At 43.4% G+C, this 24,548-nt stretch carries 20 protein-coding genes; 7 read left to right on the forward strand and 13 right to left on the reverse strand.

The genetic code is table 11. From position 1 onward, the window contains the following. Window positions 1–33: 33 nt before the first annotated feature. The 4 genes from JKP82_RS11290 to seqA form a co-directional block, all read right to left on the reverse strand. Window positions 34–1,335: a putative bifunctional diguanylate cyclase/phosphodiesterase gene (locus JKP82_RS11290; RefSeq protein ID WP_159531129.1), complete on the reverse strand. Its 1,302-nt coding sequence runs from the start codon at window positions 1,333–1,335 to the stop codon at window positions 34–36. Window positions 1,336–1,587: 252 nt separating this feature from the next. Beyond that, window positions 1,588–4,065, reverse strand: a complete 2,478-nt coding sequence (locus tag JKP82_RS11295) for a glycogen/starch/alpha-glucan phosphorylase (protein ID WP_218397090.1) — start codon at window positions 4,063–4,065, stop codon at window positions 1,588–1,590. Between the two features lie 217 nt (window positions 4,066–4,282). Next, a complete protein-coding gene (gene pgm, locus JKP82_RS11300) occupies window positions 4,283–5,932 on the reverse strand; it encodes a phosphoglucomutase (alpha-D-glucose-1,6-bisphosphate-dependent) (protein ID WP_159531133.1) in 1,650 nt (549 codons plus the stop codon). A gap of 27 nt (window positions 5,933–5,959) precedes the next feature. Continuing rightward, complete coding sequence (seqA, locus tag JKP82_RS11305; RefSeq protein WP_218397092.1) at window positions 5,960–6,697, reverse strand: replication initiation negative regulator SeqA; 738 nt, start codon at window positions 6,695–6,697, stop codon at window positions 5,960–5,962. A gap of 218 nt (window positions 6,698–6,915) precedes the next feature. Here seqA and JKP82_RS11310 point away from each other — a divergent pair, with 218 nt between their 5' ends. From JKP82_RS11310 to cynS, 6 genes are all read left to right on the forward strand, one after another. After that, the gene (locus tag JKP82_RS11310) at window positions 6,916–7,827 is read left to right on the forward strand and encodes an AAA family ATPase (RefSeq protein WP_159531137.1); all 912 of its coding nucleotides are present in this window, start codon (window positions 6,916–6,918) and stop codon (window positions 7,825–7,827) included. A 3-nt stretch (window positions 7,828–7,830) separates the two neighbouring features. Beyond that, window positions 7,831–8,892, forward strand: a complete 1,062-nt coding sequence (locus JKP82_RS11315; RefSeq protein ID WP_159531139.1) for a DUF58 domain-containing protein — start codon at window positions 7,831–7,833, stop codon at window positions 8,890–8,892. Continuing rightward, the gene (locus JKP82_RS11320) at window positions 8,889–10,937 is read left to right on the forward strand and encodes a transglutaminase TgpA family protein (RefSeq protein WP_218397094.1); all 2,049 of its coding nucleotides are present in this window, start codon (window positions 8,889–8,891) and stop codon (window positions 10,935–10,937) included. Before JKP82_RS11315 ends, JKP82_RS11320 begins: the two co-directional genes overlap by 4 nt. A 428-nt stretch (window positions 10,938–11,365) precedes the next feature. Then, window positions 11,366–12,214, forward strand: coding sequence for a formate/nitrite transporter family protein (locus JKP82_RS11325; RefSeq protein WP_159531143.1), 849 nt, complete (start codon window positions 11,366–11,368; stop codon window positions 12,212–12,214). A 44-nt stretch (window positions 12,215–12,258) separates the two neighbouring features. After that, window positions 12,259–14,052 carry a bifunctional protein-serine/threonine kinase/phosphatase gene (locus JKP82_RS11330; RefSeq protein WP_218397096.1) on the forward strand — a complete coding sequence of 598 codons (1,794 nt, stop codon included), beginning with the start codon at window positions 12,259–12,261 and terminating at the stop codon, window positions 14,050–14,052. Window positions 14,053–14,092: 40 nt separating this feature from the next. After that, the gene (cynS, locus tag JKP82_RS11335) at window positions 14,093–14,542 is read left to right on the forward strand and encodes a cyanase (RefSeq protein WP_218397098.1); all 450 of its coding nucleotides are present in this window, start codon (window positions 14,093–14,095) and stop codon (window positions 14,540–14,542) included. A gap of 99 nt (window positions 14,543–14,641) precedes the next feature. Here the strand turns inward: cynS and fusA are convergent, their stop codons facing one another. The 5 genes from fusA to JKP82_RS11360 all read right to left on the reverse strand — a co-directional run bounded on the left by fusA (window position 14,642) and on the right by JKP82_RS11360 (window position 20,112). Beyond that, complete coding sequence (gene fusA / locus JKP82_RS11340) at window positions 14,642–16,726, reverse strand: elongation factor G (protein ID WP_126873886.1); 2,085 nt, start codon at window positions 16,724–16,726, stop codon at window positions 14,642–14,644. Between the two features lie 195 nt (window positions 16,727–16,921). Then, window positions 16,922–18,016 (reverse strand): 23S rRNA (cytidine(2498)-2'-O)-methyltransferase RlmM, encoded by a 1,095-nt coding sequence (gene rlmM / locus JKP82_RS11345; protein ID WP_159531147.1) that lies wholly within the window; start codon window positions 18,014–18,016, stop codon window positions 16,922–16,924. Next, window positions 18,009–18,464, reverse strand: coding sequence for a DUF423 domain-containing protein (locus tag JKP82_RS11350; RefSeq protein ID WP_309475333.1), 456 nt, complete (start codon window positions 18,462–18,464; stop codon window positions 18,009–18,011). The genes rlmM and JKP82_RS11350 overlap by 8 nt, the downstream gene beginning before the upstream one ends. 55 nt (window positions 18,465–18,519) lie before the next feature. Beyond that, complete coding sequence (locus tag JKP82_RS11355) at window positions 18,520–19,176, reverse strand: alpha/beta family hydrolase (RefSeq protein WP_159531151.1); 657 nt, start codon at window positions 19,174–19,176, stop codon at window positions 18,520–18,522. Between the two features lie 42 nt (window positions 19,177–19,218). Then, on the reverse strand, window positions 19,219–20,112 hold the full coding sequence (locus JKP82_RS11360; RefSeq protein ID WP_159531153.1) for a transcriptional regulator GcvA: 894 nt from the start codon (window positions 20,110–20,112) through the stop codon (window positions 19,219–19,221). 228 nt (window positions 20,113–20,340) lie between these two features. On the opposite strand from JKP82_RS11360, the gene JKP82_RS11365 reads away from it, so the two are divergent. Further along, window positions 20,341–20,628, forward strand: coding sequence for a hypothetical protein (locus JKP82_RS11365; RefSeq protein ID WP_159531155.1), 288 nt, complete (start codon window positions 20,341–20,343; stop codon window positions 20,626–20,628). Window positions 20,629–20,689: 61 nt separating this feature from the next. Here JKP82_RS11365 and kdsA read toward each other — a convergent pair whose 3' ends face one another. The 4 genes from kdsA to prmC form a co-directional block, all read right to left on the reverse strand. Next, entirely contained in the window at window positions 20,690–21,544 is an 855-nt protein-coding gene (gene kdsA, locus JKP82_RS11370) for a 3-deoxy-8-phosphooctulonate synthase (protein ID WP_159531157.1), read from the reverse strand. A 24-nt stretch (window positions 21,545–21,568) separates the two neighbouring features. Beyond that, window positions 21,569–21,940, reverse strand: coding sequence for a SirB2 family protein (locus JKP82_RS11375; protein ID WP_218397099.1), 372 nt, complete (start codon window positions 21,938–21,940; stop codon window positions 21,569–21,571). Window positions 21,941–22,018: 78 nt separating this feature from the next. Then, complete coding sequence (locus tag JKP82_RS11380; protein ID WP_159531161.1) at window positions 22,019–23,593, reverse strand: DUF3369 domain-containing protein; 1,575 nt, start codon at window positions 23,591–23,593, stop codon at window positions 22,019–22,021. 85 nt (window positions 23,594–23,678) lie between these two features. Next, window positions 23,679–24,545, reverse strand: coding sequence for a peptide chain release factor N(5)-glutamine methyltransferase (gene prmC, locus JKP82_RS11385; protein WP_159531163.1), 867 nt, complete (start codon window positions 24,543–24,545; stop codon window positions 23,679–23,681). Between the last annotated feature and the right edge of the window lie 3 nt (window positions 24,546–24,548).

Below are 24,548 nucleotides of genomic sequence, written 5' to 3' on the forward strand. Positions count from 1 at the left end.
CGTATTGCCACTTGCAAACTGGGGGTATTTTATTTACGCACGTAAAGGAGAGTTACCGACGATAATTTCTTGCTGAGCTAGACCAATAAAGTCATTTAAAGGAATGGCTTTTGAAAACAAGTAGCCCTGCCCTATGGTTACCCCCACTTCTCGAAGAATGTGCAGTTGAGCAATGGTTTCTACACCCTCGGCAATCACATCGCAGTTCTTCGCTTTACCGATGATTTTGGCAGCCTCGATAATAGCGCGATTAACAGGATGTTTAGCGAGTTCTATAACAAAGGTTTTGTCTATTTTAAGCGCGCTTAAATCAAGATCTCGAATATAAGCTAGGTTTGAATAGCCCTTGCCGAAGTCATCCACCGAAATAGCTACCCCTAAGGCCCGCAATTCATCCAGTTGCTTTTTCACCATCAGTGAGTTGGACAATGCAACGTCTTCTGTTAATTCCAACTCTATACGGGTAAGCGGCATGGAATAAGACTTACTGAGCATCTTCAAGGAAGGGATAAGGTGGTTATCATACAATTGAGTAGGCGATATATTAACCGACAAGGTGAGCGATAAACGGTGGATATCAAAATCAACTAAACTTCTAAACGCTTGCTCTAATGTCCAATAGCCCAGTTCATTCATCATATTATAGGATTCTGCCGCTTCGATAAGCGGGCCAGGAAATAACACGCCGTCTAACGGGTGATTCCAGCGAAGTAAGCACTCAGCACCGATAACTTCAAGGGTTTGCAAGTTAACTTTGGGTTGAAAGTAGAGCTCTAATTCATTTTGCGATAAGGCGCGTTTCAAATCAGCTTTTAAGGCAAGACTCCGACCAGTGTCCGTTTTATCCTGCATATTATAGAGGAAGAAATTTTCGTACTTATTTTCTTTCGCTTGCTTTAGTGCCGCTTCACCACGAGACACAAAAGCGGTAATTTCAAACGCCTGACTATCTGATGTCACTACACCTACATTAAAATCGGCAATGAACGCATGACCATCGTGATGCATAGGGGTTTTGAAATGCTCGACAAGCCGTTCGAACATGTCGCGCATTTGGCTTGAACTTCGCGTACCGGGAAACGCTATACCAAATACATCACCACTTATTCTGCCAAGGCGGATATCAACACCAAACAGAGATTGAATGCGGTTAGCAATTTCTAGCAGAAACCTGTCACCAATATTAATACCTAAACTGGTGGTTACATCTGAGAAACGGACCACATCTACCAACATTAATGATAACGACGGATGCAATACACCACACTTCGACACTGTGTCGATAAATGCAAATCGATTGGGAAGTGTAGCCAGCGACTTATGATGTTGGCTCATGACGGTTTCCTTGCACTAAACGGCGGCTAGGTGCTAAAAATAAGCAAACGGTAGTTCAACACGACTTAATACTTAGAGCAACTCGCAATTAGTATATAAATCGATACACAATTATATATCGTAGACTTTTCTCTTATGATTCCGCTATGTATTGATTTTTAATTTATTTTTGGTTTAAGCGGGTAAAAAGGTCACAACAAAAAGCCCGGAAAGCATAGCATTCCCGGGCTTTTTTTTTGAGAGTCGTTGAGACTAGCTTTCGATCTTACACGGTGAAAGTTTCCAAATACGTTCTACGTAATCTTTGATTGAACGGTCTGAGGTAAACTTACCCATTTTAGCGGTATTGATAATCGCCATCTTAGCCCAACGTGCTTTGTCGCGGTACGCCTCATCAATGGCGATTTGCGCATCGCAATAGCTACGGAAATCAGCTAATACCATGTATTGATCACCATGATCTAACAAGCTTTGCTTAATCGACACTAGCGCACCTGGTTTACCCGGCGTGAAGTAATCGGTTTCTAGCCAATCAAGAACGGCTTTAATTTCAGGGTCGCGGTAGTAGTAATCGTAAGGCTTGTAGCCTTTATCCTTCAGTTCGTGAACTTCTTCAACCGTTAAGCCAAAGATAAAGATGTTGTCATCGCCCACTTCTTCAGCAATCTCTACGTTAGCACCATCAAGCGTACCTACGGTAATAGCGCCGTTAAGTGCCAACTTCATGTTACCAGTTCCAGACGCCTCTTTTCCTGCGGTACTAATTTGCTCAGAAACATCTGATGCAGGGATCATTTTCTCAGCAAGAGACACGCGGTAGTTCGGCAAGAACACCACTTTAATTTTGTTGTTAACACGCGGGTCATTATTGATTTTATCAGCCACTTTATTGATGGCGTAAATAATATCTTTCGCTAACTTGTAACCCGGTGCTGCTTTCGCGCCGAAAATGAATACACGAGGCACCATATCGTAATCAGGATTTTCAAGCAGTCGACGATACAAAGCCATTATATGAAGCAAATTCAAGTGTTGACGCTTGTATTCGTGAAGGCGTTTAATTTGCACATCGAAAATAGCGTTTACATCTACTTCAATGTCTAACGATGCTCGAATTTCATCAGCCAGCAACTGCTTGTTGTTAAGCTTCACTTGCATGAATTGCTTTTGGAACGTTTTGTTATCGGCGTACTTTTCTAGCGCTTCAAGTTTGTATAAATCTTTTGGCCAATCTGAACCAATTTTCTTATCAATTAATTTAGAAAGTTCTGGGTTACACGCTTTTAACCAACGACGCGGCGTTATGCCATTCGTTACGTTCGTTAATTTACCAGGCCATAGTGCATCAAACTCTGGGAACAAATCAGACTTCACCAAGCGAGAGTGCATTTCGGCTACGCCGTTAACAGCAAACGAACCAATGACCGATAAATGGCCCATACGTACCATCTTCTCGTTGCCTTCTTCAATAATAGAAAGCTTCGCTTTAATGCGGTTGTCGCTTGGCCACTTCTTATCTACTTCAGCCATGAATCTATGGTTAATTTCATAGATGATTTCCAAATGCCGCGGTAGGATTTTTTCAATCATACGTGCAGGCCACTTTTCTAGGGCTTCAGGTAATAATGTGTGGTTGGTATAAGCAAATACTTTCGTGCTGATCCCCCATGCTTGATCCCAATCTAATTCTGCGCGGTCAACTAATATACGCATAAGTTCAGGGATGGCGATGGCTGGGTGTGTATCATTTAATTGGATAACAACCTGATCAGCAAAGCGGCTCCAGTCATCACCATGGGCACGTTTGTAACGGCGAATGATGTCTTTTAATGAACATGAGCAGAAGAAATACTGCTGAATTAAACGAAGCTCTTTACCCGCTTCAGTTTCATCGTTCGGATAAAGTACCTTTGAAATGGTCTCTGCCTGTACGTTTTCACGCTGTGCATCTACGTAACCACCGGCGTTAAATACATCCCAATTGAAGTAATCAGAGGAATCTGACTGCCATAAACGCAACACGTTTACGGTTTTGCCTTCATAGCCTACGACAGGAATATCCCATGGGATCCCTTTTACAATAGAACCAGGGTGCCATTCTTTTTGAATACGACCGCTTTCGCCATACTTAGTTTCTACATAACCAAATAAAGGCACTTCTTGAATTGACTCTGGGCGGCAAATTTCCCAAGGGTTACCGTAATCGCGCCAGCTATCAGGGCGTTCTATCTGCGCACCACTCTTAATTTCTTGACGGAAAAGACCATGCTCATAATGAATACCATAACCAATGGCAGGCAATTCCATCGTAGCAAGTGAGTCGATAAAGCACGCAGCTAAGCGCCCTAACCCGCCGTTACCTAGTGCCATGTCTGGCTCTTCTTCCATGATGTCGGTAATTTCAACACCGAGTTCTTTTAATGCGCCACTGGCAACATCAAATAAGCCTAAGTTTTGAAGGTTATTTGATAGCAAACGACCCATTAGGAATTCTGCAGAAAAATAGTGCACTGCACGAGTATCATTGAAGTAGTGACTTTTTTGCGTTTTACGAAGGCCTTCTAGTACCTGAGCCTGAATGGCTGCACAGGTGGCTTTCCACCATGCGTGGTTGTTGGCCTTATTTTCATCCGTACCTAGCGTACAGTGAAGGTGCTTAACAATAGCAGCTTTAAATTCAGCCTTGTCTAGCGGTGAAGAGGGTTGCGTTTTGGCAGCTTTTGCGTTCATTTTGCGTCTCACTCTGGTTGATGTGTACTAAGGCACACTCAATGTGTAATTTAATTACAGAAAAAATCAACGATATGAGAGCAATATAGCAGTGCTTAAACGATTATGTTGTGATAATTTTGTTAAAATAACAAAAAACCGGATGAAAACGTATGCATTCACCCGACTTTTAACACCATATTAACAATAAAAAGCTTGGGAAGGTTGTTTTTTGACCTTATTTGATAATTTTACCTACTAAGGCTTCCGCTTCTTGAATTAATTCTTGTAAGTGAGTTTCACCTTTAAAGCTTTCTGCATAAATTTTGTAGATTTGTTCAGTCCCTGATGGACGTGCTGCAAACCAACCATTTTCTGTAGAAACCTTTACACCACCAATAGCGGCATTGTTACCTGGGGCGTGGGTTTGCACGGCAGTAATGGGCTCACCAGCTAGGGTATCGCTGGTTACTACCGAAGCATCCATAGCAGATAACTTCTGCTTTTGCTCTAAGGTAGCGGCCACATCTACACGGTTATAAACCGGCGATGAAAATTGCTCAGTTAATGCCTGATAGTGTTCACCTGGATCTTTCTTAGTCACCGCAAGAATTTCAGCAGCTAACAAACACAGGATAAAACCGTCTTTATCGGTAGCCCAAGTTTCACCATTACGTTGTAAGAAGATACCTCCGGCACTTTCTTCACCTGCAAAACCAATTTCACTGTTAGATAAACCATCTACAAACCATTTGAAGCCTACTGGCATTTCAGCAAGGGGTTTGTCTAAGCTATTCGCTACGCGATCAATCATGCTGCTTGAAACCAGTGTTTTGCCAATTTTTAGCGAAGCTGGCCATTGTGCTCTGTGGGTATACAAATACTTAATAGCCACCGCAAGATAATGATTGGGGTTCATTAAGCCAGCACTTTTGCATACGATACCGTGGCGATCGAAATCTGGGTCGTTGCCCCATGCAAGGTCAAAATCATCTTTTAATTCGATTAAGCCCGCCATGGCGAAAGCACTTGAACAGTCCATGCGTAACTTGCCGTCTTTATCGCGGCGCATGAATCCAAACTGAGGGTCGACAGCAGGGTTTACAACCGTGATGTCTAATCCATATTTATCCGCAATACGAGACCAATAACCTATACCTGCACCGCCAAGGGGGTCAGTACCGAGTTTCAAGCCCGCTTTTGCGATAGCCTGCATATCAATAACCTGAGCTAGGTCATCAATATAAGGTTCCATAAAATCTTCTTCGCGCACTAACTTCTGGGCTCTTACGGAACGGATATCGATGCGTTTAACGTCTTTATTGCCTTCGGCAATAAGCGCGTTCGCACGATTTTGAATTTTGGTCGTAACGTCGCTATCAGCTGGGCCGCCATGAGGAGGGTTATATTTGAACCCACCATCTTCGGGTGGGTTGTGTGAGGGGGTTATGACTACCCCGTCAGACTTCGCCGCGTTTTCCCGGTTATAACGAATGATAGTACGGGAAATTACCGGCGTCGGGGTATAACCTAAGCTTTCGTTGTCGCTTCGTTGAATTACCACATCAACACCGTTGGCACTGAGTACTTCGATGGCGGTGATCATGGCAGGTTCAGACAATGCATGGGTGTCTTTACCTATAAATAGCGGCCCGGTAATACCTTCTGCTTCACGATATTCAACCAGTGCTTGGCAGATTGCACTAATATGGGTATCGGTAAAAGTATAGTTCGACGCCGATCCTCTGTGCCCTGAAGTACCAAAACTTACTGCTTCAGTTGGGGCAGCGGCGTCTGGTTTGTAGCTGTAATACTGGCTAACAAGTTGTGCCACATTAATCAGTTGTTCAGGTGCAGCTGGCTTACCAGCCTGCGGATGTAAAGCCATGAAAAGTCCTTATTTTAAGTTAAGCGTTTATTTGCCCTCTGGGGCGAATCGACTTACTACCGTTTCGACGACATCGGGCTGATACCCTAATGTACGCAAAACTTGTTCCAGCATGTTTACTTTCTTCGCGGTATTGTTGTTGGTGACCACCCAGAATGGGCTATTGGGAATGGCTTTCGGATTAGTACTACTGCCATTTTCTAACAACGCCTCTTTGCTTGTAGCAAAATAGGTACGATTTTTACCAATAATCGATTTAACATTTTCAAAGGTATCGCTATTTAACTTGTGCGCAGCACTTAGAATAAATAAGAACTGGTCGACACGTTTGGTAAAGGTCGATAACGCATCTTGAGATACCATACCCACAATATCATCTTTATTGTGATTTTCTATTTCAGTCACCACTGGCGCCACTACGTCTTTTTTAACAGGCGCTTTGGCTGCAGTTGTTGACTTTGCAGCGGGTGATTTCGTCACTGGCGCTTTGGCAACGGTTGCTTTAGGCGCCGCTTTGGCCACCGGTTTAGTGACTGGTTTCGCTTCTGCCTTTTGCGCCGAGGCGTTAGCTGTAGTGGTAGCAGCAACCGGTACTTTCGTCGATTGTACTGACTCATCAGGTAGAGAGGCGTTGCTTGCACCCTTTATTTCACCATCTTCAGGCAATAAAAGCCTACGTAAAATTTCTGATGCGCTCTCGCCTATATGTTTTGTTTGGCTGGCGATAAAGGCATACAAATCATCATCTATTTCAATGCTTTTCATAACTACTTCCTTAACAAGATGCCCCATTATAGACAACCGATACGCACAGCGCAGCACTATTTCTAACCTAACCCTAAATTCGTTACAACCAGCAATAAAATGCTGCTTTCAATGTGTTAAATAACCATGCTCATACCTTTGTATGGCTGCCAACTGCTATTTCAGCACTTTAGTTGCTACTATCAATATAGAAGGGGATTAAAAGGTCACGTTTTATCATGCGAAAAGAGATTCAATTAGTGCATGACGCGCTAAGTCAGAAGATTATTGGCAAATCGGAACAGTTAAAACTTGCGATGACGTGTTTGCTAGCCCATGGTCATCTCCTTATTGAAGATTTACCTGGTATGGGTAAAACCACGCTTTCCCACGCACTTTCCCACGTATTCGGTCTTCAATATTCGCGTATTCAATTTACGTCAGATTTACTCCCATCAGACATGCTAGGTGTTAATGTTTATCAAAGTCACAATGGTGAATTTCAATTTAGGCATGGCCCCATTTTTAGCCAAGTTGTTCTAGCCGACGAGCTAAACCGAGCAAGCCCTAAAACGCAAAGTGCCTTGTTAGAGGCGATGGAAGAGCGACAAGTGAGTATTGATGGCACCACCCATGCTTTACCTTCTCCCTTTTTTGTTATCGGCACCCAAAATCCTGGTTATCAATCTGGCACCTATCCGCTACCTGAGTCACAACTAGACCGCTTTTTTATGCGTATATCATTGGGCTTTCCCAATTGGGAAGCTGAAAAAGCCATGCTGAAGCAATCAACCGACGTTCAGCAGCAGATAGCCTCGTGTTTATCGCAGATCGACTTAATTACTATGCAAGACGCGGTTCCCCATGTGCACGCTAGTGATGATGTGATTAATTATATATTGCGACTAGTTACAGAGAGCCGCGCAGAAGGGCGCTACCCTACCCCATTATCACCTCGCGCTAGCAGAGCTTTGTTGCAGGCCGCTAAAGCTTGGGCTTTTATGCACGATAGAACGTTTGTTACTCCAGATGACGTGCAAGCTATATTCGTTGCCGTTACTGAGCATAGGCTTAGTGCAAGTACCCCTGAACATACAGGCACCTCGCTAAGTCAGCATTTACTGGATAGTATCGATCCGCTGGCGGCGTAATCCATGTTTAAAAAAGTACTACACAAGTCTTTGCTTGCTTGGCTAGACAAACGTATTCCGCCACATCCTTCACATGCTTTGAATATGCGCTCGGTGTTTATTTTACCGAGCCGTTTTGGCTGGGGATTTATCGTGATGTGTATGTGCTTGTTTCTATTAGGCACAAACTATCAAAACAACCTTATGTTGTTATTAAGCTATTTGTTACTTAGCGTAATGTTACTTACCTTGTTTTACAGCTATCAAAATTTTGCGGCTATTGCCCTTAGCGTATCACCTCCAAAAACCATCTTTGCTAACACGTCAGCACACCTCACCCTCAATCGGGTCAAACACTCCGACTATAAAACTACACCGGAAGGCTTGTTACAGGTGCAGTGGCTTCAGCTGCCGAGGCTTAAAGATACGAGCACTATCACCTTTGATATTGGCAATCGAGAACAACGACTGACTATTCCTGTCTTACTTCACGCTAGAGGCGAACACAAACTTCCCCGAATTACCTTAAAAAGCGCCTACCCCTTCGGTTTGTATCATTGTTGGACTCACCTAGATTTCGACGTGCAGGTCATGGTGTACCCAGAGCCTAAAGTTGGGAAACTTGGTGAAATGGCTCACAGCACTCAAGACACCACCGGAGGTATAGAGGATGAGCGACAAGGTAATGAGGACTTCTTTGCGCTTACCGACTTTATTGAAGGCGAGCCGTTAAACCGGGTAGCGTGGAAGCAGGTCGCTAAAACAGGAAATTGGGTGGTAAAGCAATTTAGCGAACAAAAAGGTGAAGACGTATATTTAAGCTTACCGACTAACACTCCGCTAGAAGAAGGGTTAAGTGCATTAACCCAAAAAATAGTGTCAATGCAATCGCAAGGCATACATTATGGTTTAAAATTAGGTAGTACGACCTTTACGCCCAATAATTCTATTACGCACATGCACCAATGTCTGAGGGCACTGGCGACTTACCCCAATACACCTTTTACTGTCACTTCGGCCAAATTTTCCGGTAAAGCCTCATCTTCAGGGGCGAATATCAGCGCGGCGCAAGGTCTGATTCAATGAACAATAAAGCCAATATGCTGCTAGCCACCTGCTTTATCGTATTAACGTTCAGTTTGCTTACCCCACTGCTAACGTGGGTGGTATTACTCGCCATATGCGCGGTTATTATGCAAACCGCGTTGTATTTTGGGTGGCAAGAATATAACCCAAGCAGTCGCACCGTCAATTTGTTGGCCGTACTGGCCTTAATAGCCCTAGGGTGGTTCGGCCTTTCTATTGGTTTGCTCAACAGCATGATTAATCTATTAGTAATCGCCTGCTCGCTCAAGCTTATGCTGCTCTCAAGAACAAGAGATTTCTTGCAGCTTTTCTGCTCCTGCATATTTCTTGTAGGGTGCGGTTTTATATTTGCGTTAGGTATAGAAGCGTGGTTAGGCTACGTCGCCATTATTGTTCTTTTGTTTACTGCCTTATCATTGGTATATGCCCCCGCTAGAAGCTTTAGGGTGTCTATGCGTAAATCGACGATAATACTACTACAAGCATTTCCCTTGGCAGCGCTGTTATTTGTAGTAATCCCGCAGTTTCCGCCTCTGTGGCAAATGCCAACATCAAAGTCGAATGAGACGGGTTTATCAGAGTCGGTCACGCCAGGGGACATTGCCTCGTTGGCGAGATCGTCCGATTTAGCGTTCACCGCCACCTTTGAGCAAAGCCCACCATTGGCCGAACAGCGATATTGGCGCGCGATGACAATGGAAGCCTTTGACGGAAAAACGTGGACAATTAGCCCAAGACGAAAGCAAGCTGAAGCACAACTTAAAGCCATGGGACGAAATGTTGCGGCTCCCTCACCGGCTTCCTCTCCCTCACAACCACTGATATCTTCTGAAAACTATCAATTGATTGTAGAACCCAGTAACCAACGCTGGTTGTATACTCTTGATGTGTCGGCTGAAAACACAGCTTTAGACAATCCAGAGATGCGCCGTCAGTTTAATTATGCATTACGGGCAGCACGTCCAATTGTTGGCAAACGTGCATTCTATTTAACTTACTTCCCTGATACCCCACTTATTAGTGAGATATATGACTTTGATTATCAGCTTAATATTCACTACCCAGAAAACAGTAACGTACGTACTCAAGCGTGGGCAAAGCAGCTAAAAGCAAATGCCCAAAGTGAGCGAAGTATTGCCGATGATATTCTTCGTCACTTTAGAACCAGCGGATTTAGTTACACCTTACAACCTAACGCTATGCCGAACTCGCCCATCGACACCTTTATGTTTGAAGCAAAGACGGGGTTTTGTGCTCACTATGCCAGCGCCATGGTTTTTGCACTTCGGGTTGCGGGCATTCCTGCTCGAATGGTGACAGGCTATCAAGGTGGCGAATTATTAAGTGATAACGTAGTACAAGTTCGCCAATACGATGCCCATGCTTGGGTAGAAGCGTTAATAGACGGCGTTTGGGTGTCGTACGATCCTACCAGTGTGGTGGCACCATCACGTATTACCTTTGGGTTAGAACAAGCGTTAGCCGATTTTAACGAAACTCGTAGCGAGGGAATATTTAACGATTTAAGTTCTGCTGAGTTGTTTTTATCCATTCGCGGCTGGTTTCGCCAACTTGATTATCAGTGGAGCCGCATTGTGTTAGGTTTTGATAATCAAACGCAAACTGATTTATTAAAAAAGCTCCTTGGCGATTTGACCTCTCAAAAAATGACGTTCTTTTTTCTGAGTGTACTGGCGATAGTGAGTATTTTTCTGCTGGTATTATTCTTCCCTCTTAGAAAAAAATCGACAATGCCTAAATATCAACAAATCTATCTAAAAGCCGCCGAATTAATTGCTAATTTCACCAAGATACACAGACAGACCATGGCTAGTTCGGCATACTTTAATCTTGTTAAACCCCATATGTCGGCACAAGCCGTGAGCCAGTTTAATACTATTACTCAAGAATTCGAACGTGCACGCTATCAGCCTGACGAAAACGACAATAGCGACAGCCGACAGCAACGGGAGCGTATAATGAAAAGCGCCCTTTCTGAGCTGCAGAAATCCTTAACGCTACCAAACAACACGCGTGCGCCTTAGTTCTTGCTGGGCTTACTTCTTGCTGGGGTAGAAGCGCTGTAAACTCTTGTGAATGTAAGGCAGATGTTATCTACAAGAAGTTATCTAGACACCCACCAAATCGGTGCATAACAGCGTGTAATTTGCACCATAGTGGATTAAATCTTATAACCTTCCCCTACAACAACACAATCCAGATACCTAATAACAAACTGATTTACATGGTTTTTTATAAAACAAAACGTTATTGGCATTAATCTCGCAAAGATTCTGTTAGTAAGAGTCAGGTAATAAACTGGCTATCACAATCTATCGAATTGGATAAAGACGTCCACAACCTTCTTTGGAAACAGGGAATGGTGTGGACGTTTTTTTTTATTTATTTGTTAGATAAAGCGGTTTAAAAGCACGTTATTTCAATAATAGTTTATATATCAGGGTGATTAATTATGGCTTATTTACTTCCCGCCGAGTTTGCCACGAAAATGGTAGATGCAGGTGAATCTAAAATTTACATGTCTACACGAGATACGCTGATACGCGCATTTATGGCTGGCGCAATATTAGCGTTAGCGGCTGTATTTGCTATTACGATTGCGGTACAAACCGGCATATTCTTACTGGGAGCCGTTTTGTTCCCTGTTGGTTTTTGTATGCTGTATTTAATGGGTTTCGATCTGCTAACAGGTGTATTTGTATTAACCCCGCTTGCATGGCTTGCCAAGCGACCGGGTGTTACCCCTAAACAAATTTTACGTAACTGGGGTCTAGTATTTTTAGGTAACTTTGGTGGCGCACTTACTGTTGCCTTTATGATGTCTTTCATTTTCACCATGGGTTACAACGTAGATGGTGGCGCTATTGCTGCTAAAGTAGCTAGCATTGGTGAGGCAAGAACATTAGGTTACGCAGAACATGGAACTGCAGGTTGGTTTACTATTTTTATTCGCGGCATGCTGTGTAATTGGATGGTATCACTTGGTGTGGTTGGCGCGATGATTTCAACCCACGTGAGCGGTAAAGTATTGGCCATGTGGATGCCTATCATGCTGTTCTTTTTCATGGGTTTCGAGCACTCTGTTGTAAACATGTTCTTATTCCCGTTTGGTCTTATCATGGGTGGTGAGTTCTCTATCATGGATTATTTCGTGTGGAATGAAATTCCAACAGCCCTAGGTAACCTTGTTGGTGGTTTAGCGTTTACTGGTTTAACGATTTACAGCACACACGTTAAAACTGCACCCAAGCGTAAAATTGCTGTTGCTGAAAATGCACCAGCTAAAGCCGCTACAGTATAATTTAGCAAGCCCGATACGTTTCCTCTGTATCGGGCTTTTTCAATATGCAGATTCAATCTTTATCACTTCACTATAGCGAGTTTAGCAGCGCCGGCGTTAAGCCTATAAATCAAGACGCTTGCGATGCCTTTATTCCAGCTAGTAACAGCCCAGCTTTAACATTAAAAGGCGCCGCCTTTGCAATTGCCGATGGTATAAGCAGTAGTACTGTTAGCCAAATAGCCAGTGATTTGGCGATTAAAGACTTCATAAAACAATACTTTTGTACCCCCGAAACCTGGAGTGTTGAAACAAGCGCTAAAACCGTTATACAAAGTATTAATGCCTCTTTATATACCAAAACCCAGCAAAGCCCTTTTTGCTATACCCCTGATAAGGGCTACGTATGCACTTTTTCTGCGGTTATCGTTAAAGGCGATACGGCACATATATTCCATGTGGGTGATGCTAGAGTCTGTTTGTATTCTGATGATAGGGTACAAGTCCTTACCCAGTCTCATCGAGTCAACCACTCACAGCATGAATCTTATCTCGCTAACGCACTGGGCGTGCATGCTAATGTCGACATCGATTACCTCGCGGTACCGCTAAAAGCAGGCGATATTATTATTCTAATGACAGATGGTGTTTATGAATACGTTTCTTCCCCTACGCTTGCTTCACTTATATCGACGGTTAACGTCTCTGAAAGTGACGTTGGTATACATAACACCTCTATTGATAATAAAAATGCTACGCCTCTTGCGCAACGCCTTGTAGACATAGCGCGTGAAAACGACAGCGATGATAATGTCTCTTGCCAGTTAATAACGGTAGAGTGCGTAGGCGATGGTAAGTTTTTAACACCGGAATATGCTGTTGATGAAACGTCAGTTCCCACTATCAAGCAGTTGAATGTGGGGGAGACAATAGATGGCTACCGCATTGAACGACAGCTATATCAATCGGCTAGAAGTCATGTTTTCCTAGCGTGGGATGAAAATACCAAAACACATATCGTTATTAAAATACCGTCTACTGAACTGGCACAAGACAGCCACTACCTTGAGCACTTTGCATTAGAAGAATGGCTGGCAAGACGAATTAAATCTAACCACGTAATAAACGTACCTACTCGTATTCAGCCACCTTCATGTATGTATACCATTAGCGAATATATTGAAGGGCAGAATTTAACCCAGTGGCTCACCGATAACCCTAAGCCAGATGTTGAAAAAGTACGAAGTATTGTTGAGCAGGTAGCGCAAGGCTTAATGGCCATGCACCGAGAAGGGCTTCTCCATCAAGACATTCGCCCTGAAAATATTATGATTGAAGCTTCAGGCAACTGCAAAATAATAGATTTAGGTTCGGCCCGTGTTGCTGGCATTAGTGACGCATTGTTTGAACACGAGAGCGATATTATGGGCACCGCAGCTTATGTTGCTCCAGAATACTTCTTAGGCGATAGCGGCTGTGATCAATCCGACCTCTATTCTCTTGCCGTACTCACCTATTACTTACTCAGCGACCGCTTTCCTTATGGCACACAAGTAGCCAAAACCCGCACCGTTGCGGCGCAGCACAAACTCAAATACCAATCGGTGCTTGATGATAGACGGCCTATTCCAGCATGGATAGATGCCACGCTGAAACGAGCATTACAGCCTAATCCTGAAAAGCGTTTTGCTAGCTTATCTGAGTTTATCTATCACCTTCGACACCCTAGCCCCGCTTTTCTTAACCGCGTGACCGCGCCATTAATACAACGTCACCCACTTAAATTCTGGCAGGGACTGTCCCTGCTGTTAGTTATTAGTAATGTAATTACATTCATACTGCTTTATGGCAACAACTAACTTTTATCAATAACCCGTATCACTCAAAAAAGGAAATGCAATGATTACCAATCGAACTCAAGTTACCGACATGATCCAGTCTTCAAAAATTTCTAAAGGCATTAAATGGAGTGAGATTGCCCAAGCGGTAGGACAATCAAAAGAATGGAGTACCGCCGCGTGTTTAGGGCAAATGGCGATGACAAAGGAACAAGCGACGGCCGTTGGCGAAATGCTAGAACTGAGTGATGAAGCCATTGCTTGGTTACAAATTGCGCCTTATAAAGGTTCGTTGCCGACCGCAGTGCCTACCGATCCGCTTATCTATCGCTGGTACGAATTAGTCAGTGTTTACGGTACAACCCTAAAAGAACTTATTCATGAAGAATTTGGTGACGGCATAATGAGCGCTATCGATTTCTCGATGGATTTGCAGCGCGAGAACGACCCTAAAGGTGACCGCGTCAGTGTGGTGATGTCTGGAAAGTTCTTACCGTACAAAATGTATTAATTAGCATTTAGCAACAAAAAAGCCCGTCTGGTATACCAGACGGGCTTTTATATGATTAACACTAAGGTAAGCATGAATGCTTACCTAGTTAGTAGCTAATTACTTAGCTGCTTTACGTGCTTTAGCTTCTTCCATTACTTTGTCAGCTACGTTTTGTGGACAAGCTGCGTAGTGTGAGAACTCCATAGAGAACTGACCACGACCAGATGTCATTGTACGTAGTGAACCGATGTAACCGAACATTTCTGATAACGGAACGTCTGCTTTAATGCGAACGCCAGTTAAACCAGCTTCTTGGTCGCTTAGCATACCACGACGACGGTTAAGGTCACCGATTACGTCACCAACGTGATCTTCTGGCGTAAATACGTCAACTTTCATGATTGGCTCAAGAAGTTGTGCACCCGCTTTAGGAATAGATTGGCGGAAAGCGCCTTTAGCAGCGATTTCGAACGCGATTGCTGATGAATCCACTGCGTGGAAGCCACCGTCAAAAAGTTCTACTTCAACGTCTAGTACTGGGAAGCCAGCTAGAACACCTTCGCCCATCATTGACTTAAAGCCTTTCTCAACTGCAGGCCAGAATTCTTTCGGTACGTTACCACCAACAACAGATGATGTGAACGTAAAGCCAGAACCCGCTTCGCCAGGCTTGATGCGGTAGTCGATTTTACCGAACTGACCAGAACCACCAGATTGCTTCTTATGCGTGTAGCTATCTTCAATTTCTTGAGTGATAGTTTCACGGTAAGCAACTTGAGGTTGACCAACAATAAGGTCTACACCGTAAGTACGCTTAAGAATATCTACTTTGATGTCTAAGTGAAGCTCACCCATACCTTTAAGGATGGTTTCGCCTGAATCTTCATCAGTTTCAACTTGGAACGAAGGATCTTCTGCAATCATTTTACCGATAGCGATACCCATTTTCTCGTTTCCGCCTTTATCTTTAGGCTGAACAGCAATCGAGATTACTGGCGTTGGGAAAACCATTGGCTCTAGTGTTACTGGATCTTTCGGATCACAAAGTGTGTGACCAGTTTGTACGTTCTTCATGCCTACGATAGCAATGATGTCACCCGCTTGTGCGCTAGATAACTCAATACGTTCGTCAGCTTGCATCTCAACCATACGGCCAACACGCTCAGTTTTACCCGTAAATGCGTTAAGGATGGTGTCACCCTTGTTCAATTTACCAGAGTAAATACGTACGAATGTTAGTGCACCGAAACGGTCATCCATGATCTTAAATGCTAACGCTTTAAACGTTTCATCAGCAGATACGATTGCATGTTCGCCATTTTCGTTACCTTCTTCATCCATAAGAGGCTGAGGATCAACTTCTGTAGGAGAGGGTAAGTAGTCAACAACGGCGTCAAGTACTAATTGAACACCTTTGTTTTTGAATGCAGAACCACAGAACGTAGGGAAGAAAGCAAGGTCACGTGTACCTTTACGGATACAACGCTTGATGTCTTCAACCGAAGGAGTTTCACCTTCCATGTACGCTTCCATTAGGTCATCGTCTTGCTCTACAGCAGTTTCGATAAGCATTTCATGGTATTCATCAACTTTGTCTACCATGTCTGCAGGAACGTCTTTAATTTCGTAGTTTTCAGGAAGACCAGTGTCATCCCAAACGTATGCTTGTTTAGTCAATACGTCTACTACACCTACGAAGTCATCTTCGATACCAATTGGTAACGTCATAACTAGTGGTACAGCACCAAGTACTTTACGTACTTGCTCAGTTACACGGTAAAAATCAGCACCCATACGGTCTAATTTATTTACGAATATAATACGTGCAACTTCTGATTCGTTAGCATAACGCCAGTTAGTTTCTGATTGCGGTTCAACACCACCAGAACCACAGAATACACCGATACCGCCGTCTAATACTTTTAGTGAACGGTAAACTTCAACTGTGAAGTCAACGTGTCCTGGAGTATCGATAACGTTGAAGCGGTGATCTTTCCAGAAACAGCTTACTGCTGCCGACTGGATAGTAATACCACGCTCAGCTTCCTGTTCCATGAAGTCAGTAGTTGACTCACCGTCGTGTACTTCACCGGTTTTATGGATTTTACCAGTAAGCTTCAAAATACGTTCTGTAGTGGTAGTTTTACCCGCGTCTACGTGGGCGAAAATACCAATGTTTCTGTAAAGGGATAAGTCTGACATTAGTTCACTTTCATTGATTCAGAGTAAAAAAACGGCCGGATTATAAAGGATTTCTGTACAAGAGATACACCTTTATTTAGCACAAACTCTGAAAACGTTTGTGAAAAACCGAGCCACCATAAATTTTTTATTTAAATATCAATAATATAAGCATTTAAGATATTTTTTTTAAAAGTAACAAAAACACACCTCGTTTCACGAAGTGCGTACAATCGTTACTGTAACTTCATCTCTGTCATGATAGAGATGTCTAACCTTGACAGTGAATGCATCGTCTAACGCATTCAATCTGGTCATTAACGTCGACATGGCCTCTATTACGGTTTCATATCGTCGTTTCATGGGTAGCTTTAAATTAAACACCGCATGAGTGGCCCAATGTTTTACCAACCAGTCACCCATCAGCTTTGCTACCCGATCGGGTTGCTCTATCATATCACACACTAGTAAATCTACACGACCAAATTGTGGTCTGTAAGTAAACCCGTCTGCAGCATGGTGTTCAACAAGCCCTGTGCTCATTAAGCTGTCAGCAATTGCTCCATTATCAATCGCTTCAACGTACATTTCACGTTTAACTAGTTGATAAGTCCATCCACCAGGGCATGCACCCAAGTCTACTGCTCTACCGCCAGCGCGAAGTACTTCACGTTGCTCGTTAGCACTTAACATGTTCACCAAGGCATCTTCCAACTTGAGGGTTGAGCGACTTGGTGAATCGGACGGAAATTTTAATCGGCAAATGCCTAAATGGTCATTAGAGCGATATCCAGCAAGACTATAGCCTATATAGCAAGTTTCAAAAGACTCGAAGAAAACATGCAATTTAGGTTTAACCTCGTTTTCCTTTGGTGATAGCCAGCCCTTCTTTCTTAATGCCTGACGAAGAGGAACGGTAAACTTCCTACAAAATTTCGCTAGGGTTTTGCCGTCTTCCGTATCTGGGTATTCAACATCGATGGCACCGAATACACCATGAGCACCGGTAAATGCTTCTAAGGACACATCTTCTAGCGCATCGAGTACTTGCCCTACTCTATCGTCTTTTTCAATATCATTAAGCGTAGCGAACACACCTATTAATTGGCGGGGAAATATAGACTCGCTTACCGCGAACAATGCCAATGCATTACCTAGGCTCGTATTATCGTACAAGTTATAATGCACAAAGCCCGTGTTCGACTTTGATACCGGGTAGCCAAAGAGTTCTTTTTCACCGTAACGGGTAGCCAGTTCATTGGCCGTGTCGTTTTCATAGCCAGGGCGACAATAAGCTAAAATACTAGTCATTAGATTTTCCCTTACTGGTCTTTCCCTTAACGACTGCGATAGCCAATGCCATCCACCCGATAATTAAACATAGGCCGCCCAAAGGCGTAATAGGGCCAAATAACCCGTTACCGGTTACTGCTAATAAGTATAAACTGCCACTGAACAACGCACAGCCAATCACAAAAAGTGCCGCTACCGCGTTAAGCCATTTAGGTGGAATGTATGCCGACAAAGCGGGAAGCGCCACAATGGCTAAACCATGATACATCTGGTAGCGAACCCCAATTTCAAATGTAGTCAGTGCCGATGGTGCTAATATCGCCTTTAAGCCATGTGCACCGAAAGCGCCTAGCATTACTGCGGTAGCCGCCAAAAGAATGCCAGCACACAGCCAGAGTTTGTTTAGGCCTTGCTTATTACTTAGGCTCTGATCAACAGACCCTGTGTTATTTATTGCCTTATTCAAAGCACCTGCCCATGACATTGAGTGTGAGTTAAACCGAAGATTAATTGGTGGTTCATTATTTATTTACGCGTGCTTTTATAAAATCAGCTGTCGATTTAGCCGCGCATTCTATATGGGTCTCTAACGTAAAGCCACTTTGCTTTCTGGGTTTAAAACTATGATCGCCGTCAGCTAAGTAAGAAACCGCAATACCACGCGATAACGCATAGGCACTCACCTCATCTTTTGTGCCAAAGGTATCACGCTCGCCTTGTAGTATAAGCAGTGGTTTTTTGAGCGTTTCTAAATGGACGGTTCTGAGTTTTTCTGGCTTACCCGGAGGGTGAAATGGATAACCGAATGCTATCGCGCCTATTATTGACTCAGCATCATCAAGCACCATAGTCGCCATGCGTCCTCCCATGGATTTACCGCCAATAAACGTAGGTACGCTAATTTGGGTTTTGCTCACCTCATCGATAAGCGCTGTGAAGTGTGTGAGTAACTTTTCGGCTTTATCTGGCGGCCTACGCTTTCCCGTTTCCATCATGGTTTGCATGTAAGGAAAGTTAAATAATATCACTTCAATATTATGGCCAGTTAACTGCGAAGCCATCGCTTGCATAAATTCATGGTGCTTACCGGCACCCGCGCCGTGCGCAAGAATAAGGCGTGCTATAGGTGCATTAGCCTTTCCATCCGTATTTACCGAATGAATTTCAATATCAAACATCGACTGACTCATTATCTGTATTATTTCTAAATGTAAAATTCATCATTCTTGCTCTTCTTCAACCAAGCCTAAGATCCACTCTCTGAAAGCGGCAATCTTGCCTAACTCAGCTTGAGACTCTTCGCACACCAAATAAAAGGCATCACGACTTTCTACTTTCTCTTCAAAAGGCATAATCAATCGGCCTGCATCTAACTCTGGCCGAGCAAGTACCGTGTTACCTAACGCAATCCCCTGCCCCAACGCCGCCGCTTGAAGTACCAACATAGAGTGACTAAAAACCGGACCTTGGTTTACATTCACGCCCGACACGCCAACATGCTTAAGCCAGTTCTTCCACGCCGCGCGGCTTAAGTCGTGAAGCAGCACATGATGACGTAAATCTGCCAAGCTCGTTAATGGCTTAGGGCCATTGAAAAGCATAGGGGAACATAATGGTGTTAGGAATTCACGGTGAAGCTTGTCTGCTTGCAACCCACTCCAGCGGCCTTTGCCATAGTAAATAGCAACATCTACATCATCGTCTAAAAAGCCTTCATCGAAGTCTACCGCTTTTATTCTTACGTCTATGTCCGGTTGCGCCACACTAAATTGACTAATTCGTGGCACTAACCACTGGCTGGCAAAGCTCGGCGGCATGGCAACGGTTATGGCTCCCTTACTGCCTCGCGCTAACAGTCTTTCCGTCGCTTCTTGCAGGTTTTTAAAGATATCTTTCAATTCAAGGAAGTAAGCCTGACCTTCCTCGGTTAATAACAAGGTTCTGTTACGACGAATGAATAACTTCATCGATAAGAATTCTTCAAGCGCTTTAATTTGATGACTGACCGCGGCTTGCGTAACAAAAAGCTCATCTGCGGCTTTAGTGAAACTCAAATGCCGGGCAGCCGCTTCAAAGGCTTTTAAGGCGTTTAGAGGGGGAAGACGTCGATGCATGTTAAGAAATAAATCCTGTGTGACCTACTCATTCTATAGTAGCAGTGATCGCATTAGTTTTACTAATGATAACCCATACTTTTACTCGTTTTATTTTTGCACGAGTTTTGGTTATTATTTGCGCGAACTTTGGAAAGAGCCTCGAATATCAACTCTTTACAAAGCCTATTTGTTAAGCAATTTAACAAGTGGAAACATATTTTTAAATTATTTTTATTAGGTGTGAAAATGAAAAAACTACTACTAGCTAGTGTATCTGTAATGGCTTTTGCAAGCGCTGCTGCGAATGCTAACGTACAACCAGAAAAGATCAATCTTCAATCGTTAATCGCTACGGCGATGACCAGCGTAAACATGGCAGACGTATTGCCTGAAAACGACGCTCACATTGTTGTTAAAAAGCAGTCAGCTGCATTGCTGGCAGAAGAAACGCAAATTGCGTTACATAAAAACTTACTTGCCATGGCAAAAGAAAATAATAAACAATCTACTGTATTAGTTGCTGAAAGCGAATAATACACGCCCACACCTGATACGCATGCCGGTGCGACGCACCGGCATTCGCCATCAGACTTGCCTAGGTATTACTGGTATCTAACGGCTCAAATCCTTTCACCAATTCATCTAACGCTTTCATTTGCGCTAAATACGGCTCAAGTTTTGCCAATGGCAACGCACATGGACCATCACATTTTGCTTCATCCGGATTCGGGTGTGCTTCAATAAACAACCCAGCAAGGCCTAACGCCATTCCGCTTCGCGCTAATTGTGCCGCTTGAGCACGACGACCATCGGCTGATGTTGCTCTGCCTCCTGGCATTTGCAGCGCGTGGGTAGCATCAAATATTACCGGTGCGTAGGATTTCATTGCATCCATACCCAGCATATCAACCACAAGGTTGTTATAGCCAAAGCTACTGCCACGTTCACATAAAATGACTTTATCGTTACCCGCTTCACCCAATTTAGTCATGATATGACGCATTTCATGGGGCGCTAGAAATTGCGGCTTCTTCACATTAATCACGCTACCGGTTTTAGCCATGGCAACCACCAAATCAGTTTGACGGGCTAAAAACGCGGGAAGTTGAATAACATCTACCACTTCAGCCACAGGTGCGGCTTGGTGAGGCTCATGAACATCGGTAATTAATGGCACATTGAAAGTAGATTTAATTTCTTCGAATATGCGCAAGCCCTCTTCCATACCAGGGCCACGGTAAGACGCTACCGATGAGCGGTTTGCTTTATCAAATGAAGCTTTAAAAACATAAGGAATACCCAATTTTTGGGTAACTTCAACATAATGCTCAGCAATGCGCATGGCAAGATCGCGAGACTCTAATACATTCATTCCGCCAAAAAGCACGAAAGGTAAGTGATTAGCAACTTCTACATCGCCAACACGAATGATCTGTTGAGATTCAGACATAATTAATTCGTTATCCGTTGATTTCTAGAATAAGGGTTGTTTAGTGACTGCCACCATCGCAGTGGTCATCAGTACCACGAGCGCGGCAATGAAAAAGGCCCAACGTCCTAAGGTCGTTTTTGCTTTTTTAAGGGCAAATAAACCAAGTACGATATAAGCAATAACGCCAGCTAACTTGAATGTGAGCCATGCATTTACAATGGGATATTGAGACAAGATCACACATAGCCAAACAGCACTGGCTAATAAAATAGTATCAATAATATGAGGCACAATTTTAACCCACTTTTTCGCTAAAATTGTGGCGTCAAATTGTGACCATACAAAGCGAAAAATAAACAGTAAAATACTTAATCCTACTGCCGTTAAGTGCAGATGTTTTGCCATCATATACATACAATAATTCCTATCGTTCTTGAGTTTTGATTATGTAATTATTCGTTATTGTACGTTATTTACTGACATTCGACTAAGTTAAACATACTCAGGAATATCAGGGTACTGATGTTGAATAGCCATGAATTTTTCAATATGGTTCAACAGGTAGTCGACTAATAGCGGGTCGAAATGTCGCCCTTTTTCCGCCTTAATAACCTTTTCCACCTTTTCTAATGGCCAAGCAGTTTTGTAAGGGCGAGTATTGATTAGTGCATCAAACACATCTAACAGGGTTGCAATACGGCTTTGTAACCTTATGTCACTGCCTTTCAACCCTTCTGGGTACCCATTACCATCCCACCGCTCGTGGTGTTGCCGTGCCAATGTTGCGGCCAACTGAATGGTGGGTCGTGTTGAATCTTTTAAAATCTGATAGCCAAATTCGGCATGCTGACGAATAGCAAAAACTTCATCTTCCGTTAATGGCTCAGTTTTACGCAAAATGGTAACAGGTACCCGTGAATTACCTACATCATGAAGTGGTATAGCATGCTTTAGTACCCGCACGTCATTTTCATTCATGCCAATGCCACAGCCTATAATCTCTGCCATCGCACTCATTCGCGTGATGTGATTACTTCCATGATCGTCATGCTCCATCGCTTTGCCTAAGCGCTCAATAATTTCTCTTTGAGTACTTTCTATTTCAATGGTTTTAAGCACATTATCAAAGGCGAGTTGGACGCTGTTCGAAAAGCGTCTAACCAAGTGTTTGTCATTTTCGCCTATACGGCGAGGTAACCCCGATAAATATAACAAAGCACCGTTTTGCGTTTTGCTATTACAATACGCCACCACATGATCTTCTGCGTACACAATTTCACGGTCGCGCATAGCGCGTTTGCAGAGTTCATATTGCTCAGCGGAGACGGCATCTTTTAACAACACGCCTTCTTTGTCTGAATACTCGCCGTTACCTGCAAAAACATACAGCTCATTTAGTTTCAGTTCGCTACCGTGGTTAGATGATGCATCGGGAGTGGCTGCAACTGCAGTGGTAATATAAGCAGCATCTTTCGAACAGCCTAAGATAGATGCTAGCTGTTGAATAATGCCTTGCATGAATTTTTCGAGCGAATTGGATGAAAACAAATCAACAGAGGCATCAATAATTTTTTCTAAGCCGGCACGGCTCTCTTCGATTACAATAATATCGCGATAAGAACGCAGCGCCGCAATAATAACCGTAAACAGCTTTTGTGCGGTTAGTTCTGTTTTCGATTTATAGTCATTAATGTCGTAATTAATAATGACATCTTTTTCAGGGGCTTGCCCTGGCTGACCCGTTCGAAGAATAATGCGGGTAAAGTGATTGTCGAGTTCGTTGCGAACATACTCTGCCACTAGCAACCCCGCATCGTCACTTTCCATTACGACATCAAGTAAAACCACCGCTATGTCATCATGTTCTTCGAAACAACGCTTTGCTTCGTCGCCGTTATAAGCACTAATGAATTCAAGGGTTTTGCCATTCAAGAAAAAGTCGTTGAGTGCCAATTTTGTGATGGCATGAACTTCTGGTTCATCGTCAACAATTAGAATTTTCCATCTGCCTAATTCTTCTACTACATCATCTTCATCGTCTTCGATGAACAGTAAGTCATCACTCATCTATCACTTCCTACTCCCCAAATGCTCCTAAAATACTAATGCAATACGTATTTTTAGCAAGTCCCTATATAATGGCAGCACGTTTTTATGACGTTGTGGATAGATAACCGTACGTGACTCGCTCATTCCCACCATAGTCGTTTTCGGTACGAATACTCACAAAACCATGGGCTTTTAACAGGCCGCCAACCGCTTTTGATTGGTCGAAACCATGTTCAAAAGCCAGTAAGCCGCCTTCAAATAAATGGGGAGCTGCAAGTGCAATAATGTGCTTAATATCGTCGAGCCCATCAGCGCCTGATGTAAGTGCTGATGCAGGTTCAAAGCGCACATCGCCTTGCTGAAGAAATGGACTGGATGTTTCTATATAAGGTGGATTGGAAACGATAACGTGAAATTTTTCATTCGCTAAATTATCGAACCAACTACTTTGTTTAAAGTGTACATTTGAGATGTTATTAAGCGTAGCATTGCGGGTAGCGAGTTGAACGGCTTCATGTAGTAAATCTACACCTGTGACCTTTGCGCTAGGTAATTCTGAGGCTAGCGCCAAGGCAATTGCCCCTGTGCCTGTACCTAAATCACAAATCGCTAACCCATTATTTTCTAGATCTGGGAAAAACGGTTCCGACGCGATACATGCAAGAGTTTGCTCTACTAACACTTCCGTATCGGGGCGAGGAATTAAAGTATGGGGTGTTGTAGCTAAACGCAGTGTCCAAAAATCCCGGCTGCCCGTTAGGTAAGCCACTGGCATGCCTTCAACACGTTTACTGACTAGCGTTTTATATTGAGATAACTCATTCTCGTTTACTGTTTTGTCAGGCCATGTAAATAGATAAACCTGAGGTTTATCTAACACATGGCTTAACAGTACTTTAGCATCAACTGCTGGCGACTCGCCTTCGTGCAACTCGGCTATCGCCCACGCTAATGCGGCGTCTATACGCATGGT

Origin of the sequence: Alteromonas lipotrueae (assembly GCF_019249215.1) — a bacterium.
Lineage (GTDB): Bacteria > Pseudomonadota > Gammaproteobacteria > Enterobacterales > Alteromonadaceae > Alteromonas > Alteromonas lipotrueae.

Coding starts and splice junctions, on each gene's coding strand:
- JKP82_RS11290 (WP_159531129.1), bottom strand. CDS start 1,335: ATGAGCCAACATCATAAGTCGCTGGCTACACTTCCCAATCGATTTGCA.
- JKP82_RS11295 (WP_218397090.1), bottom strand. CDS start 4,065: ATGAACGCAAAAGCTGCCAAAACGCAACCCTCTTCACCGCTAGACAAG.
- pgm (WP_159531133.1), bottom strand. CDS start 5,932: ATGGCTTTACATCCGCAGGCTGGTAAGCCAGCTGCACCTGAACAACTG.
- seqA (WP_218397092.1), bottom strand. CDS start 6,697: ATGAAAAGCATTGAAATAGATGATGATTTGTATGCCTTTATCGCCAGC.
- JKP82_RS11310 (WP_159531137.1), top strand. CDS start 6,916: ATGCGAAAAGAGATTCAATTAGTGCATGACGCGCTAAGTCAGAAGATT.
- JKP82_RS11315 (WP_159531139.1), top strand. CDS start 7,831: ATGTTTAAAAAAGTACTACACAAGTCTTTGCTTGCTTGGCTAGACAAA.
- JKP82_RS11320 (WP_218397094.1), top strand. CDS start 8,889: ATGAACAATAAAGCCAATATGCTGCTAGCCACCTGCTTTATCGTATTA.
- JKP82_RS11325 (WP_159531143.1), top strand. CDS start 11,366: ATGGCTTATTTACTTCCCGCCGAGTTTGCCACGAAAATGGTAGATGCA.
- JKP82_RS11330 (WP_218397096.1), top strand. CDS start 12,259: ATGCAGATTCAATCTTTATCACTTCACTATAGCGAGTTTAGCAGCGCC.
- cynS (WP_218397098.1), top strand. CDS start 14,093: ATGATTACCAATCGAACTCAAGTTACCGACATGATCCAGTCTTCAAAA.
- fusA (WP_126873886.1), bottom strand. CDS start 16,726: ATGTCAGACTTATCCCTTTACAGAAACATTGGTATTTTCGCCCACGTA.
- rlmM (WP_159531147.1), bottom strand. CDS start 18,016: ATGACTAGTATTTTAGCTTATTGTCGCCCTGGCTATGAAAACGACACG.
- JKP82_RS11355 (WP_159531151.1), bottom strand. CDS start 19,176: ATGTTTGATATTGAAATTCATTCGGTAAATACGGATGGAAAGGCTAAT.
- JKP82_RS11360 (WP_159531153.1), bottom strand. CDS start 20,112: ATGCATCGACGTCTTCCCCCTCTAAACGCCTTAAAAGCCTTTGAAGCG.
- JKP82_RS11365 (WP_159531155.1), top strand. CDS start 20,341: ATGAAAAAACTACTACTAGCTAGTGTATCTGTAATGGCTTTTGCAAGC.
- kdsA (WP_159531157.1), bottom strand. CDS start 21,544: ATGTCTGAATCTCAACAGATCATTCGTGTTGGCGATGTAGAAGTTGCT.
- JKP82_RS11375 (WP_218397099.1), bottom strand. CDS start 21,940: ATGTATATGATGGCAAAACATCTGCACTTAACGGCAGTAGGATTAAGT.
- JKP82_RS11380 (WP_159531161.1), bottom strand. CDS start 23,593: ATGAGTGATGACTTACTGTTCATCGAAGACGATGAAGATGATGTAGTA.
- prmC (WP_159531163.1), bottom strand. CDS start 24,545: ATGCGTATAGACGCCGCATTAGCGTGGGCGATAGCCGAGTTGCACGAA.